The sequence below is a fragment of the Pelagibaculum spongiae genome, from assembly GCF_003097315.1.
Classification (GTDB): Bacteria; Pseudomonadota; Gammaproteobacteria; order Enterobacterales; family Pelagibaculaceae; genus Pelagibaculum; species Pelagibaculum spongiae.
This window is the reverse complement of sequence record NZ_QDDL01000002.1, coordinates 522,089-538,837: the sequence shown is the minus strand read 5'-3', so window position 1 is coordinate 538,837 and position 16,749 is coordinate 522,089. Positions and strand designations below refer to the sequence as shown.

At 40.5% G+C, this 16,749-nt stretch carries 10 protein-coding genes; 5 read left to right on the top strand and 5 right to left on the bottom strand.

Going from position 1 to position 16,749, the window contains the following annotated elements:
• The first annotated feature begins 773 nt into the window (after positions 1-773).
• Complete coding sequence (locus tag DC094_RS08365; protein ID WP_116686660.1) at positions 774-1,430, top strand: DUF1294 domain-containing protein; 657 nt, start codon at positions 774-776, stop codon at positions 1,428-1,430.
• 747 nt (positions 1,431-2,177) lie between these two features.
• A complete protein-coding gene (locus DC094_RS08360) occupies positions 2,178-7,292 on the top strand; it encodes a P-loop NTPase family protein (RefSeq protein ID WP_116686659.1) in 5,115 nt (1,704 codons plus the stop codon).
• Positions 7,293-7,666: 374 nt separating this feature from the next.
• On the opposite strand, the gene DC094_RS08355 is transcribed toward DC094_RS08360, so the two are convergent.
• The 4 genes from DC094_RS08355 to dtd all read right to left on the bottom strand — a co-directional run bounded on the left by DC094_RS08355 (position 7,667) and on the right by dtd (position 11,357).
• Positions 7,667-8,422, bottom strand: a complete 756-nt coding sequence (locus tag DC094_RS08355) for an amino acid ABC transporter ATP-binding protein (RefSeq protein ID WP_116686658.1) — start codon at positions 8,420-8,422, stop codon at positions 7,667-7,669.
• Complete coding sequence (locus DC094_RS08350; protein ID WP_241503995.1) at positions 8,406-9,386, bottom strand: amino acid ABC transporter permease; 981 nt, start codon at positions 9,384-9,386, stop codon at positions 8,406-8,408. The genes DC094_RS08355 and DC094_RS08350 overlap by 17 nt, the downstream gene beginning before the upstream one ends.
• Positions 9,387-9,508: 122 nt before the next feature.
• On the bottom strand, positions 9,509-10,294 hold the full coding sequence (locus DC094_RS08345; RefSeq protein ID WP_116686657.1) for a transporter substrate-binding domain-containing protein: 786 nt from the start codon (positions 10,292-10,294) through the stop codon (positions 9,509-9,511).
• A gap of 625 nt (positions 10,295-10,919) precedes the next feature.
• Complete coding sequence (gene dtd, locus DC094_RS08340) at positions 10,920-11,357, bottom strand: D-aminoacyl-tRNA deacylase (RefSeq protein WP_116686656.1); 438 nt, start codon at positions 11,355-11,357, stop codon at positions 10,920-10,922.
• Between the two features lie 301 nt (positions 11,358-11,658).
• Here dtd and DC094_RS08335 point away from each other — a divergent pair, with 301 nt between their 5' ends.
• Complete coding sequence (locus tag DC094_RS08335; protein WP_116686655.1) at positions 11,659-12,366, top strand: DUF445 domain-containing protein; 708 nt, start codon at positions 11,659-11,661, stop codon at positions 12,364-12,366.
• Positions 12,367-12,636: 270 nt separating this feature from the next.
• Here the strand turns inward: DC094_RS08335 and DC094_RS08330 are convergent, their stop codons facing one another.
• Positions 12,637-13,479, bottom strand: a complete 843-nt coding sequence (locus DC094_RS08330) for a DNA ligase (RefSeq protein WP_116686654.1) — start codon at positions 13,477-13,479, stop codon at positions 12,637-12,639.
• Between the two features lie 225 nt (positions 13,480-13,704).
• Between DC094_RS08330 and eat the strand changes: the two genes are divergently transcribed.
• Both eat and DC094_RS08315 read left to right on the top strand, forming a co-directional pair.
• Positions 13,705-15,135, top strand: coding sequence for an ethanolamine permease (eat, locus tag DC094_RS08320; RefSeq protein WP_116686652.1), 1,431 nt, complete (start codon positions 13,705-13,707; stop codon positions 15,133-15,135).
• 226 nt (positions 15,136-15,361) lie between these two features.
• Complete coding sequence (locus DC094_RS08315) at positions 15,362-16,741, top strand: glutamine synthetase family protein (protein WP_116686651.1); 1,380 nt, start codon at positions 15,362-15,364, stop codon at positions 16,739-16,741.
• Positions 16,742-16,749 lie beyond the last annotated feature (8 nt).

The window sequence follows — 16,749 nt, the reverse complement described above, 5'->3', positions numbered from 1 at the left end:
CATGATCAAGGCAGCTCTCTGTATTCATGGTGTTCCCTTAAAAAGAGAGATAACGAAGAGCATGTTTTTCTCAGAGATCCCCGGAGGGCTGGTTTAAAAACGTTTTATGCTGCGTTATTGATTTTGAAAAGGGAGTAACCATTCGCTTCAATCAATGCCTTGCCTAAAAACGTTTTTAATTCCAGCTGAATTCTGCACCTTAAAGTGGTTTGGGTATAAACCTTAATTTATTAATCAGTGCCGGCCTGCAATTTTAGAGTGGGATTGTGAATAGTTATTTTTATCGCCAGCCCTGTTTGCAGGCCAGCTTTTAGGTAGTAGCTGCTGGCCCGGTCTAAAAGTAATAAGACCAGAAATAGCGGTAGTCATGGCTAAAACGTCCAACCGCAGTATGTGCAAACTTAAAAGAAGCTTCCTGCTTGTTAGTTGTCATACCTGTTGTTGCCATCAATCATAGCCATGAATAAAAAACCGTAATGGCAAGTTACGGGGGAACGGCATTAATGGCAAGCGACCTGAATCAATCTTTTATTCTCTAGGGGCATCTGCGCATTCTTTAAACTCATAACCTTAAGGCGGAGTTAGAAGCTGTGGGAAACCCGCCCTGATATGACTTATTGTTGTGACTGCTTGCGCTGTCACTGAAGTTATGTAATGCAGGGTAGCTAATGCCACCTTAAATTTGATGCTAGCAATAAGGGCTGTGTTGTTTTTGTTTAATGACGATGCATCGGTATAATCGAGAAATAATAAGATGCCGGCAAAGGCTTGTAATGCGATTAAAGGGAAAGCTATCTAACTGGAATGATCAAAAAGGCTATGGTTTTGTTGAGCCGTTATCGGGTGGTCAACGAGTGTTTGTACACATTAAGGCTTTCGCAAATCGCCATGGTAAGCGACCAGCAGACGGCGACTTGATTGTTTATCAGCAAGTAAAAGAGTCATCAGGTCGATATTCAGCAGTCGATGTTCAATTCTCTCAAATCCTCAATCAAGCCGCATCGCGAGCCCATTTAGCCAAAAACAGATCAAATAAAACCAACTGGTGGGGAGAGGTTGCGATTGCGCTTTTGCTGACCATGGTGAGCTATACGATTTATACCGTGCAACTACCTTGGCAGGCGGGACTATTTTATTTGGCTGCCAGTTTTATCACCTTTGTTTTTTATGCGATAGACAAATCAGCAGCGCAAGCCGGTCGTTGGCGAACCCAGGAAAGTACCTTACATACACTGGCTTTATTTGGCGGTTGGCCGGGTGGCTATATCGCGCAAAAAACATTGCGACATAAATCGAGTAAAAAAGAATTCCAAACCGTATTTTGGATAACTGTTTTTTTGAATTTTATTGTTTTGCTGTGGTTGTTGAGTGAGCAGGGGAATGGTTTGCTGCGAAATATTATTTATCAGATAACAGTAGTAATGAATTAAGAATCTATTTAAGACCTACGAAACTATTCATTAATAGTTTGAAAGATAAATTCAGGTGATTATTACTTGAGGGTTGTGAAAAATAATCCGCTTCAGAAGCACCTAACTTTATGTTACGTGTAGGTTTGATAAGCCTTCGGCGCAATCAGACACTTTTGGAATGTACCGCCAGATGTCTGATTTCGTTAACACTCATCAAACCTACAGTGTCCGGGACAATTTAAAGTTTCTGAGCCCCTAAAATATCCCTAAGGACTTGGCAACACAACTTCCATGAGCGGATGAGTTTCAGTGAAACCTTCCCTAAAACTCCGAGTTAATTTAATTGCGGCTGATAACGTCATCGGTTAAACAAACCTCCATTTTCATGCTGTCATAGCAAAAGCAAGGTAAGGCGTAGCGGTTACTGTTCTCTATAGCGTATGCCTTGAGTTTAAAAGCGTCAGAAAATTCAATGGTATGGACAGGCTACTTGATATTGATCGATCCAATAGTAAATAGACCGACAATCCGGCAATATACGCAACCAATGCAACAACAAAGCCGAGCTGAGATCGCTTTATCTGGAATTTGAAGTTCATCTTTGCTGCGTGATGTTGTTGCCAGATTTGCTGCGTGATGTTGTTGCCAGATTTGGGGCTGGATAGCGTTAATCTACAGGCTGGTTATGCGCCGATTCGTTCACCACAGTTTTCTCAAGATACAATCAATTTCTGTTGGGCTCTGTTTTAAAATTATGGAAACAAAATGAGAAAAGACGTAAAACAACAAAGTAATCCATTTTCAACTGGGGGAGGCGGTGTAAACTTTGAAACTAGAGTTCAAGCCGCTTTTGCACTGTCACTATTAACAAAGTCTTGTGTTCCTTGTTTATCACAACATATGAGGGCAAAAGAGTTAAAGTTTCAGAACAAATATGATGGCGTAAATACGGATGACTTTGTTTTAGTTGCGACTGATAAAGAAAATAACCAAAGTCAGCTTTTTGCTCAGATTAAGCACGAAATTACTATAAGTGGATCTACTGATTCAATGTTCGCTGAAGTTATTAACAGTGCATGGAAAGATTTTAAAAATACTAATTTTAATATTGAAAATGATTCAATTGCATTAATAACAGGGCCGTTACCCAAACTTGAAGTTAATAATACTCTTCCTATATTGGAGTGGGCTAAATATTCATCAAATTCAAAAGATTTTATTAAAAAATCAAAAACCAAAGGTTTTACTAGTGAAGCAAAGGTTAAAAAGCTAAACATATTCAGGGCACAATTAACCAGTGCTAACGAAGGGGGTGTAATTACTGACGATGAATTATGGCTTTTCTTAAAAGCTTTTCAGTTAATTTCTTTCGACTTGGATGCCAAATATTCAGTCGTTGCAAACTTGCTGTGCTCTTTGATTGGATGTTACTCGGATGAATTACCATCTCTTGTTTTGTCTAAATTAGTGACTTGTGCTCAAGAATTTAACCAGAATGCAGGGACTCTAACTCAAGATAATGCGCCTAAAGAAGTTAAATTATTATTTGAGCCGGCAAGTAAAATAAATTTTGAAAATGATTTCTTAAAGCTTAAAGAGCGTGGTGACCATATATTTGAAGGAATATCGAACACTATTAATGGTTTTCATGTAGATAGAGAGGAGCAGCTAGCAAAAATATCTGAACTATACGGTGTGAATGACTTTCTTTTTGTTACTGGTGCTAGAGGTATTGGAAAATCAGGAGTTGTAAAAGACTTTATCTCAACGAAAGGTAAAGATGTTCCTGTTTTCTATTTAAGAGCTGAAGATTTAGATAAGAGCCACCTTAATGATGTGTTTACATCTATCGGAATGAATTCCACGTTAGGGCAGATTGAAGGGTACTTCTCGTTACTTAAAGAAAAAATACTTGTTATTGAATCTCTAGAAAAAGTTTTAGAGCTAAATTATCAAGATGCATTTTTGGATTTACTTCAATACATAAAAGGACAAGCGGGTTGGACTATTGTTGCTACGGGCCGTGATTATGCATATCAACAACTTACTTTTAATTATCTTCAACCTAGCGCTATCCAATTTGACAGTGTAAATATAGAGAGGCTTACTACGGAGCAAGTTGAACAAGTTTGTGATCATATACCTGAACTAAAAGAATTAGTATCTAATGATTCATTAGTTGAATTACTTAAAGTACCATTTTTTATCGAGATTGCAGTAAGAGCTATTGGAAATGGCGCACAGTTTAAATCTGGTGATACTGAAGTCGATTTTAGAAATACTGTTTGGGCAACAGTGATTTCAAAAGAGACAGATAGAAAGTCAGGAATGCCGGATAAACGAAGAACAACCTTCATTAATATTGCAAAACAACGTGCGAAAAAAATGCTGTTTGGTATCAGCGCTCGTGAGTTTGATCCTGAAGTCGTTGCGAAATTGGAAGAAGATCATTTAATTCACCGTGACCAGAGGTCTGCCACTATCAGTCCAATGCACGATGTATTAGAGGATTGGGCCTTAGAAGAATACATTGAGAGTGAGTACGTTGAAAATTCACATGACTTAGTTAATTTTTTATTAACTATTGGTAATGAACCAGCAATCAGTAGGGCCTTTAGGTTATGGCTATATAGGAAATTAAAATCTGATGATGCAACGAATGAATTTGTTGAAGAAGTATTAACCACGGATGGTGTAGAAAATTACTGGAAGGACGAGGCTATTGCAGCGATCATGCAACATAGCTCGCCAGAAGGCTTTCTCTACTTTCTAAAGTCTCAGCTTCTAAAAGATGATTGTGCGCTACTGATCCGCTTTTGTTTTATTCTCAGAATAACCTGCCAAAGACCAAACTCACTATATAACGACTTACTGATTAAAGATGAAAAATCAGGGATGTTAAAGTCTTTGTTCTTACAACCCTATGGTAATGGTTGGGAAGCACTGTTTAATTTTATTTATGAAGTTAAGCACGATTTGAGCAACTCTATGAGTAATCAAGTTGTTGAGGTGATAAATGAATGGTGTGGTCTCATTAATATATATGATGATCTGCCAAAAGCGTCTCGCAAGGTTGGCTTGTTGAGTTTATGGTTGCTTGAACAGGTTAAAGATTCTTATCGTGATGAAGGGCGAAGAAAAAAAATACTTAATGCTCTATTAAAAGTTTCAACAGTAGTTAAAGAAAAATTTGATGAATTAATGGAGCAGGATGTTTTCATATCCAAGGTGAAGCCAAGAAGATTAAGCTATGTTGACGAGCTGACAAGTTTGGCCCTTGTAGGCACTAATGTACCTATGTTGTGTAAACGTAACCCTGACTTTGTTGTTAAGCTTTCATTGCACGAATGGTTATTGCAAAAACCAGAAGAAGATGAATTTGGATATGGTTCTTATGGCCGAGTAGATGTTGAAGAATCCTTTGGTTTAGATAGAGAACGAGATTTTTTTCCTGCAAGTGGTTCTAAAGGGCCTTTTAAGTACCTTCTTCAATCAAAACCTAGACTAGCGTTAGATTTTATTATTAAGTTATGCAACCTAACGGCACAAAAATATTCTGAATCTGAATTTGCTAAACCTTATGATAATGAAGAAGACACTATTTATGCCTATGAAACAGTCGTAAAGCAAGTAGATATAACACTCAATGATGGCACAATAGTTAAGCAGTATGCGTCACCTCACCTTTGGAAAGGCTATCGAGGACAGTCTACGTTACCTTACCTGCTGCAGTGCGGGCTTATGGCACTAGAGAATTGGCTAGTTGAATATATTGATAAGAGTGGCAAAAATAATGAAATAGATTGGATTTACGATTACTTACTACGATCTAGTAACTCAGTCATGCCCACATCTGTTTTAGCATCAGTGGCGACAGGTTTCCCTAATAAAGTAGGAAAAGCAGCATTTCCTTTACTGAAAACTGCTGATTTATACCATTTAGATTTGATTCGAATGACGCAAGAAATGGGAGGGAATGAATTGCATTTCTTTAATCATCAAAGAGATGTAATGACAAAAATTTACATCGCGGAAAGAAGAGAAGCTGCGCTTAGACCTTGGAGGAAAGAGTCATTAGAAACCTTATTAACAAGGCTTCAGTTTGTGAATGCTCTAAGGGATGAAGTCTTAAAAATCGTTGATGAATTGATAAGCGAAGCGACTACTCGTAATGAAAAAAATCTTCGGTATATGGTACACCGTGTTGATACAAGAACTTGGGAAGCCGTTGAAGATAAAGAAAACGATCGAGTGTTGCTTCAAAGCTCCTCTGAACTTCCAGCAGATTTAAAACAAGATCAACAAGAATTTAATGAAAAACATGCAATTGATAACACCCTAACTAGTTTAAATTTATGGGGAAGGAAACTATTCGAAGAAAAATTACTCGAAGAAAAATATTTCTCTTCATACTCAGATGCATTAATAGCAGCAAAAGAAATACTTAAAGCTCTTCAAAAAAATGAGATTCATAATTTTGCAAATATGGCTGTAGGCACAATTACAACTGTTGCTGCCGTTTGTATTCGTGATGATCTTTTAAACTTGAGTGATGAAAATAAAGAGTGGTGCCTAGGAGTTATTCTTGAATCAATATTTATGCACGCAGATAATATGGATGGGACAATAGCCCATGATAAAACTGATTATTATGGCTCTGGTGCCTGTGCATTTGTCTTACCTAAGCTATTTGATTTAGATCTTGATTCAGAACAAGAAGAACATTTGAAGTTTGCTTTGGCTACAGCGTTAACACATGAAAACCAAAATGTTAATGCTTATGCCGCCAAAGGAGTAAGAGAGTTTCTTTGGTCAAGAGACTCTGAATTAGCATCTCGCTGTATAAGCGGAATGGTCGAGTATGCCCGATTTCGAAGAGAAGACAGTATGGCGCGAAGGTTTTATCATTTACAAGGTGATGAATTGAAAGCTGCTCTCGAAAACTGGAATAGCCTCATAACAACATTTCGCAATAATCTACTTGAGGGACGTTTTAAGTTAGCAGTTAATGACATTTCTTTGGAAAGCCACAGTTCATGGTTTCTTCATTTACCTATGCTAATGGTCCCACTTAACACTATAGATGATAGCCAGATTCAGTTTGTTCAAAAGTTAGTGAATTTTGTGTTTGATACAGAATATCAAAACCATCGTTCAAGTGGTGATGAAAAAATAAATCACGACATAAAAAAACAGATGCAAGACTGTCTTTCCGAACATGTTATTTCTTCAAGGAATAGTAATTTCATGCCCTTTAAAGATCTATTGACCTTAGGTTGTTCAAAAGCACCCAGCTTTATTTATTCGTTAACACTTTCATATCATGTCGCTGTGGAAAAAGAGGATGATTATGATGCTATATGGACACTTTGGAGCTTGTTAGCACCAGAAGCACATAAGATAGCTTTGAATGATGTTAACGATCGTTATATAGGTTTGCAGAATGATTTAAATCAGCTGTTACGTGGAATGATGTATGCTGATTGCCCTTGGCAAGGTAATGAGAATGAAGAAATTGATATGAAACGTGGGGCACATTATTTATTAGAATTTGCAAATGAATCTGCAAACAATAGCCATGTATTCGAAGCATTAGCATCATTAATGTATCAATTTCATGAAGTCTTCTTCGATAAAGGTATCCACTTATTAGCTTCAAAATTTGCTGGTAATTCAGATCTTATCAGTAAACAAGTCAATACCGCTTATTACTTGGAAATGGTAATAGGGCGCTATTTACAGGTTGAGAATAGAGGAATATTAAACCGAAAAATGTATAACTCATGCCTTGAGTTACTTAATGGAATCGTAGAAACGGGGTCTGCGAGAGCTTATTACCTACGTGAGCATATGGTTCGATCGCGGAAAATACATATTTAATTATTATTTCTAAAAATTACACTGAACATGTAACCAGCCATCGCCCTCGTTCCAACATTCCAGTAATTGGGTGTTTAGGTTGTAGGAAAAATTATATCCTATGGCTGAATATCGGTTTGCGTCAAGCTTAACGGGTAAGATCACTCAAACAACCAGTGAATGGTTTTCAACAATAGCGCGCAACGCTCAGTCATAAAGTAATTTTTTTACTATTTCTTTGTGTGGTGTTTCTCCGCAAGTTGTTTTTGTCTCACTTTATCATGCGGTAAATTTTTTAATTGATGGTAGTGAGATCAATTGTTGCTATTAAAGTAACCATTAAAAAAGCAGCCCCAAAAGGCTGCTTAGAAACCAACAAAGTCGGATTTAAAAACTTACAAAACCTGACTCAAAAACTTCTTCAGCCGCTCAGACTTAGGCTGGCCAAAGAAAGCTTCTGGCGTGTCTTCCACTACCAATTCGCCAGATTCCATAAATAGCACTCTATCCGCGACTTCACGGGCAAAGCCCATTTCGTGGGTGACCACCACCATGGTCATGCCGTGATGGGCTAATGACTTCATGACATCGAGTACTTCACCGACCATTTCTGGATCGAGTGCTGAGGTTGGCTCATCGAATAACATAATGCGTGGCTGCATGGCCAAGGCTCGGGCAATCGCGACTCGCTGTTGCTGACCACCGGATAACTGCGAAGGAAAGCTGTCGGCTTTATCGGATAGACCGACTTTTTCTAACAGTTCTTTAGCGCGCGCATTAGCATCGGCTTTGGATAATTTTCTAACCCGCATCGGTGCCAGGCTGATGTTATCTAGCACCGTTAAATGAGCGAATAAGTTAAACGACTGGAATACCATGCCAATTTCTTCGCGCAATTTATTCACATCACCGGGTGTGGTGAGTGAAATGCCATCAACAATAATTTCGCCTTCGTTGATGGTTTCTAGCTGATTGAGTGTACGAAGAAAGGTTGATTTTCCTGAGCCGCTTGGCCCAACAATGACGACTACTTCGCCTTCAATAATTTCTGCACTGACATTTTTCAGTGCATGAACCCCGCCGGGATAAATTTTTTCTACGCCAGTTGCACTAATAATTGGCTGTGGCGTTTGATTATCTTGAGACGGCATATTTCTTCTCCAGTCTGCGAACAACAAAAGACAAGCAACTGGTGAGCAAGAAATACATAATTGCTACACAGATCCAGACTTCAAATGGGCTGAAAGTTGAACTCACCACTTCTCGACCGGCTTTGGTTAAGTCAGTAATTGAGATAACTGAAACCAGTGAAGAGTCCTTAATCAGGTTAATAAACTGGCCAGCCAATGGTGGCAACACCTGTTTAAATGCCTGCGGCAAGATAATGTCTTTCATGGTTTGGCCATAGGTTAAGCCAAGGCTTCTGCCTGCTTCCATTTGCCCTTTGTTAATTGCTTCAATGCCTGAGCGAACGATCTCTGCCACATAGGCGCCGGTAAATACTGATAGTGCGATGACACCTGCAGTAAATCGTTCTAAATCTAATACTGTGCCAATAAAGAAGTAGACAATAAAAATCTGAACCAGAAGCGGCGTGCCACGAATAATTTCGATGTAAAGCCCGGCAAAATCACGTAGCGCCGGGTTAGGTGAAATTTTTGCTAGGCCGGTTAAGGTGCCAATAACAATTGCCAGCACACCTGCGTATAGCGACAATTCTAGTGTCACGCCGACACCCTGCAATATTGGCCCGGCTTGCCAGCTCTGGGTATAGCCCAAAGCATCGCCTTCGAAAATCAAATCACCATTATCGACCGAAATGACTTCAACGTTTTCGATGGGCTGAATTTGGTCAGGATCGATTTCACTTTGTAAAACCAATTGGCCGTTTTGTTCAACAATATTGCCATCGAACTCGGCGTTTAAATCCTGGTTAGCATTATAAAGAATATATTGAGGTAGTCGCTCCCAGCGCCAGGTGTAATCAATAGACTGGGCTGATTTAAAAAAGCCATAACATGAGGCAATAACAACAGCGACAAAAATACCGTGCCAAAGCCAGTTGTTTGGCTGACGTTCCATTTGCCGGACACGCGGGGTATTTGATTTAAACACTTAACTTTCCTGCACCAGGACTGCATTTCGCAGAAATTACTAAATTGCTAGAGTTGCCAATTGATTCTTTATAATAATCGGCGATAAATTCGGGAGCAGGGTTTAGCTGCCCCCGAAAATGGTTACTTCAGCGTGGTTAACCAACGATCAGATTCAAACCATTTTTTATACATTCGATCATAAGTACCATCACCACGAACCTGGCGCTGGAAGTTATTCAACCAGTTGAGGAAGTCCGCATCGTTTTTCTTAACTGCCCAAGCCAGTGGCTCATAAGTGAAGGGTTCTGCGATGAATGCAACGCGGCCTTCATTTTGAGAAGCGAAGATAGAGTTGTATGGCAGGTCATAAACAAATGCGTCTACCTTGCCGTTTAATACTTCCAACTTGGCATCATCTTGAGTTTCAAATTCAAAGATTTGTGCTTTTGGGAAATAACGCTTAGCTGCTTCATGGCCGGTAGTACCTAACTTAACTGCCAGTTTGTACTGCGGCTTGTTTAAATCACGGGGCTTTTTGATGGTACCCGCTAGCTCTTTACGCATCACAATCGTTTGGCCGATGATGATGTAAGGGTCAGCAAAATTCACTCGCAGGTTGCGCTGCGAAGTTACCGTCATGCCGCCCATGATGATGTCGAATTTTTTGGTTAACAGTGCTGGGATAATGCCGTCCCATGCAGTGTTAACAAATTCAACTTTAACGCCCATCGCTTTAGCCAATTGCTTGGCAAAATCGATGTCAAAGCCGATGTATTCCCCTTTCTTATTTACCATTTCGAATGGCTGGTAGCCTGCATCGAAACCGACGCGAATCGTGCCGCGATCTAGGATGTCATCTAGAGTGCCGGCAAAGGCAGGGCCATTCAGGCTGAAGATTGCCAAAAAGGCGATCAGTAACTTTTTCATGTATCGGCTCACTCATTATGTTTATGCGATTATGTTGTGTTCCGAATCCATCCGGATTGTCTGTACCCAAGCCACCTCTCCATCTCAAAGTGGTTTGGGTATAAGCACCCTTGTCAGTGAAATAACGGCCTGTTGTTTTGACTCTGTCACTGACTAAATTCAGACAAAGGCTCTGCAATATATCTAAAACCACTGCAATGAGCAAAGCTTGCATATAAATGCAGCACATCAAGATGACGATTCATCTCGTTTGACAGTGTACAACCACCTATCTTCATTTTCTTGTTGTATTAAAAGGGTAAGTTTTTGTTGTTAGCGGTCGTTAGCTTAATTTTAATCGGTATTTATTCTAAACAGCTATTCATTAAGTTTGGTTAGACCAATTTAATGTTCTACTCATTTAACTAAATCTAAAATCCCTCGATCTAAAGCACATCGAAAGAATGGTTATTTTAGAGATTGTTATTTTAGAGATAAGTAATAGACCGCCGCCCGACAGCTGAAGTTCCAGCAGTCGGGCGAAATAACCCAACAAATATTAATAAGCGAAATAGTGAACCCAGCGCTTTAGTCAGTAAGTTATCAAGTGACTGAAGGCAGGCTAAGAATGGGCGAGGTGCTTTTGCTAGGTGGTGAGTAAGAATGTCACCGGGCCGTCATTTTCTAAGCTGACTTTCATATCAGCACCGAACTGACCGGTTGCGACTTTTAGTCCACTGTTTTTAATCGTCTCAACGCATAGATTGAATAATTGCAAAGCGTCATCAGGATGTGCCGCCGAGGAAAAACTAGGGCGGTTTCCTTTTTTAGTATCTGCTGCCAAAGTGAATTGAGAGACCAATAACAGCTCACCTTTAATATCAGCAGTCGACAAATTCATCTTGCCTTGGTCATCGGTAAATACCCGATAGCTGAGCAAGCGTTCAGCCAATCGCTTGGCTTGCGCTTCGGTGTCACCCTTGTCGACACCAATCAATACCATTAAACCTTTGCCGCATTGGCCAACAATCTCACCGTCAACTTTTACCGAGGCGTGATTCACTCGCTGTAGTAGTCCTTGCAATTTGCTACCTTTGTCACTGCTTTGTTAGATGTCGGATTTTACGCCTAGCGGTTACGGCTGCCAAATAGGTCGAATCAAAAAACAGCTAAAAAGATTGACCCTGCATCGATTGATCAATTGCCTGAATTTCAATTTTCACTAGAATAGCGTTAACAACTGTTGTCGGGACTTATCACTTGCGCACTGATTGTCGTATATTGATAGCCATCTACTACCGAGTTTGAGTCGGCTCTGCTAGAAAAAATGCTGGCAGACTAACTCTCAACAAAATCAATTGATCGTAAATCAGAGGAATATTGGATTGAATAAAAGCATACTTACTAATTTAATTGCAGCACTTGTGATGGCTGCGGGTTATTTTTTGCATCAACCAATACTGTTTTCTGTTGGATTATTTGCCTTGTCAGGTGCGATCACCAATTGGCTGGCCGTTCACATGCTGTTTGAGAAGGTACCGGGGTTGTATGGTTCAGGTGTTATTCCTGCCAGATTTGAAGAATTCAAAATCGCTATTTTCAAATTAATGATGGAGCAATTTTTTACTGCAGAAAATATCGACCGTTTCTTATCTGATAAATCTGGTGCAGCCACCCATATTGACTTGCAACCCGTCATTGAAAAAGTCGATCTATCGTCATCATTTGATGCATTGCTGCAAACGGTTGAACAGTCTTCATTTGGTAGCATGCTGGGAATGTTTGGCGGTACTGAAGCTTTGTTACCATTACGCGAACCCTTTATTGAAAAAATGAAAGTGTCATTGGTTGATATTGCCCAGAGTGACGACTTTGCCGAGTTGGTTCGTAATCAATTAGAACAGCCCGATATGATTTCAGGTACCCGTGAAAAAATTGAAGCGATTGTTAGCCAGCGATTAGATGAATTAACACCGCAGCTGGTAAAAGAAATTGTTCAACAAATGATTAAACAGCACCTTGGCTGGCTGGTGATTTGGGGCGGCGTATTCGGCGGTGTGATTGGATTAGTCGCAGCGCTGGTTCAGATTTAACGGAGCGCTGGTTGGGATTGTGGAAAATAAAAAATAACCTGTTTCAGGCGCGTCTAATCTTATGTTACGTTACGTGTAGGTTTGACAAGCCTTCAGCGTAATTAGACACTTTTAAAATATATCGCCAGATGTCTGATTTCGTTAACACTCATCAAACCTACAGTGTTCGGGATAATTTTAAATTTCTCAGAACATTAGCTAAAGTAAATCAATAAAAAGCCCGGTGAATTAAACTTCACCGGGCTTTTTTATGTTGATCACTTAATAGAATTAAATGTCTTGTCGAACTCGTACAAAACTAGTGAAGCGAGGCAACCCAGATGCATGGAAGCCGCGGTAGCGATAAGTCACAGTGCTGCCAATTTTGGGTGGCTGCTGTCGCTGGAATCGACTAAATCCGCTACCTAAAGAAAAGGTTTTTCCATCGGGCATTTTAATTTTTAGCGCCCCCATCATACCGCGGAATTGACCTCGGCCTTTTACATAGCCAATCACTGTTCCTTCGCTATCGTGCCAGCTTTTAACTTTTAGAATGGCGCCTGAGCGTCCGGCAATGTGCTGGCTTTCCGGTTGGCGAATCATTAACCCTTCACCGCCACGCTTTTCAACCATTGCCAATTCTCGTTTCAAATGCTCAGGGCTTTTGCAACGGGTTTGTTTGACTAATCGAATATGGTCAGTTTTTCTACCGCCAAACCATTGCTTTAATTTAAAGTAACGAGAATTGAAATCGCCTTTTCTTTTTGGTGCATCGAACACCATAAAAAGCACTTTTTTCCAATTTTCGCTTCGATTGCCTTTGAATTTTTTAACTACCGAAGCTAGTTGGGAAAATTTATTGCGGCCAATCCACAGCTCACCATCGATAGGAAAGTCTGGCATTGATTTAATAAACCATTTGGGTGGTTTAAGTGGGTTGCCTTTACGGGACAATAATTTTTCACCATCCCAATAAGCACGAATACCGTCGTACTTTTCACTAATCAACCAACCGGTAGGGTCAATCGATTTATCCCAATGTTTAGCCAGCATAAGTTGTGGCTCAGCAGCGCTGCTCTGAAGTGGCAGAATACTGACGGCGAGTAACAGCAAAGCTAGGTAACGATTCAACATGGAAGATCCTTTTCCAGACTAATCAATCGACAAGATCACTTTAAGATAGCAGTTGGACGGTGAATTGGCTTGAAGGTGCTGCGGATAAAATACTTTTGATTTAGATGGTTAGCGATAGCTTTAAAAAAACTAATAGTAACATTTTGTTCAAAACGATCTTTGTTTGCAGAGTTGGTCTGACCTTTTTTAGCATGGAGCTGACCATGCATAAAAAGGAACAACAACATGTCAGATGCAAACAGCTCGGTAGAATACGAGCGAGTCTCTAGTGAGTATCTTGAACAACGTCAGCTGAAAAAAGGGGCAGCTGGCTGGATCCTTCTCGCAAGTCTGGGTGTTTCCTATGTTATTTCCGGTGATTTTGCTGGATGGAATTTTGGCTTGCAACAAGGTGGCTTCGGCGGAATGCTGATTGCAACAATTGCCATGGCAATTATGTACACCTTTAAAGTATTAACTCTTGCTGAACTCTCATCATCTTTACCGACTGCCGGTGGTGGCTATTCATTTGCTCGCCGGGCAATGGGCCCGTGGGGTGGCTATTTAACAGGCACTGCAATTTTACTTGAATATGCAATAGCACCGGCTGCGATAGCAGTATTTATTGGCGGTTATGTTAATGAATTGCTGGGGCTGAATGGCCCGTTAGTTTATGCTGCATTCTATGCCATTTTTATTGGTATTCACTTATGGGGTGCCGGCGAAGCACTGAAAATTATGATGGTGATTACTGCAATTGCTGCAGCAGCAATTGTGGTATTTATCGTCGCAGCTATTCCGCATTTTGATAGTGCTAATTTATTCGATATCGCAGTGAACACTGAAGTAGCTGGAGCCAGTAGCTTTCTTCCCCAAGGCTATGTTGGTATTTGGGCTGCGATTCCATTTGCCATGTGGTTATTCCTAGCGGTCGAAGGTGTTCCGCTGGCGGCAGAAGAAACAGCAGATCCAGCGAAAGACATGCCCAAAGGCATTATTACCGCAATGGTGATTCTGCTGATTTTTGGCGGTAGTGTATTATTTTTAGCACCAGGTATTTCCAGTGCCGATGCGATGAAAGACCATGGCGCACCGTTAGTTGGCGCTCTGCAGACGGTTTATGGTGAAAACTCATCCATTGCGACTTTTGTTAATCTAGTGGGTTTAGCAGGTCTGATTGCATCGTTCTTTTCAATTATTTATGCCTACTCTCGACAGGTATTCGCGCTCTCCCGAGCGGGATATTTACCTCGCTTTTTATCCAAGACTGGTAGCAATAAAGTACCGACTATGGCTTTGATTGTTCCCGGAATTATCGGATTTCTTCTTTCTCTGACAGGTGAAGGTGATTTAATGATCACCATGGCGGTATTTGGTGCGACAATTTCTTACGCCATGATGACGCTTTCGCACATTTTATTGCGCAAGAAAGAACCTGAGTTAGAGCGCCCCTATAAAACACCGGGTGGTACTTTTACTTCTGGCGTTGCTTTTGTTTTATCGATCATCGCTTTCGCATCGACTTTTGTTGTCAGTCAAGAAGCAGCCATGTGGAGTGCCGTTTTCTACGCGATTATGGTGGCTTACTTTGCTTTTTATAGCCGCCATCATCTAGTTGCCCAAGCGCCAGAAGAAGAGTTTGAAGCGATTGCCAAGGCAGAAGCAGAGTTGAATTGATATTTGCTAACGCTTTTTAATCGTGTTTTTTTGGTATGAGTCTTATCGCTATTTTGTAGACCTCTCATCTAACCGGCTTTAGTCGGAGCAAAATAACGATAAGGCTGGTACCACTTTAATGATAAACGCTCTGTAAATGTAAATAGATTGAATAGCTGGAGCTTGCTGCAATTAGCTCACTAGATTTATTTAAAGATAATCGAAAATAAAAAAAGGCTTCTGAAAAATGATCAACCCAAGAGATGTCAAGACTACTGCAGACGCCCGACGAATTGTTGAAGAAAGAAATTTATCTCATGTAAAAGTAGGTTTATTTGATATTGACGGCGTAATGCGCGGAAAATACATGAGTAAGTCCAAGTTTTTTTCATCGTTGGAAAGTGGTTTTGCTTTTTGTGACGTTGTACTCGGCTGGGATTCAGATGATCAGTTGTATGAAGGCGTTGATATTAAGCTTACTGGCTGGGACACAGGCTATCCGGATGCACCGGTTAAAGTGATTCCTGAGTCTTGTCGTAGTGTGCCATTTGAAGGCGATATGCTGCTGTTCTTGTGTGATTTTGAAGACAGAGCAGGCAAAGTCTGCCCAAGAAATGTATTAAAACGCGTGTTGCAAAAAGCCCAAGATATGGGATTTGATTCTTATGCGGCTTTTGAATATGAATTTTTCATGTTTAACGAAACCCCTGAATCTGCCAGAGAAAAAGGCTATAGAAATTTAAAGCCAATTACTCCAGGTAATTATGGCTATTCGATGATTCGTAGCTCCGTACATGCAGATTTATACCATGAGTTGTTAGAACTATCGGAGCAAATGGATTTTCCAATTGAAGGTTTGCATACCGAAACTGGGCCTGGAGTCATTGAAGCCGCTTTAGCGGTTGATAGTGCGCAATCTGCTGCAGATAAAGCGGCTTTATTTAAAACATTCACTAAGGTGTGGGCACAGCGGCGTAATATGATGGCGACCTTTATGGCTAAGTGGTCGAATGATTATCCAGGACAATCGGGGCATTTACATATGTCGCTCCGTCATAAAGAAAATGGAAAGTCTGCTTTTTATGATCCTGACCAGCCATTAAGTATGAGTAAATTGCAACGGCACTTTATTGCGGGCCAACAAAAATTAATGCCAGAACTATTAGTGATGACTGCTCAAACCGTTAATAGCTATTCACGGATGGTGCCGGGTTTTTGGGCGCCAACTGATGCGACATGGGGTTGTGAAAATCGCACCACAGCATTGCGGGTAATTCCGGGTAGCGATAAGTCACAGCGAGTGGAATATCGACTGGGATCTGCTGATGCTAACCCATATATTACACTGGCTGCCGCCTTGGGTGCCGGGCTTTATGGTATTGAGCATCAGCTAGAGCCAGAAGCAATGGTTGAAGGTAACGCTTATGAGCAGGAGCATCCGGAAAGTCTGTCATTACCGAATACTTTGTTTGATGCCGCGATGGCGTTAAAAAAATCAAGTGCCGCCCGAGAAATGTTTGGTAATGAGTTTGTTGAGCACTATGCCGCAACTCGTGAGTGGGAAGGCCGTGAATTCCGCAAACATATTACTGATTGGGAATTGTCTCGTTATTTCGAAATCATTTAATATCTAAT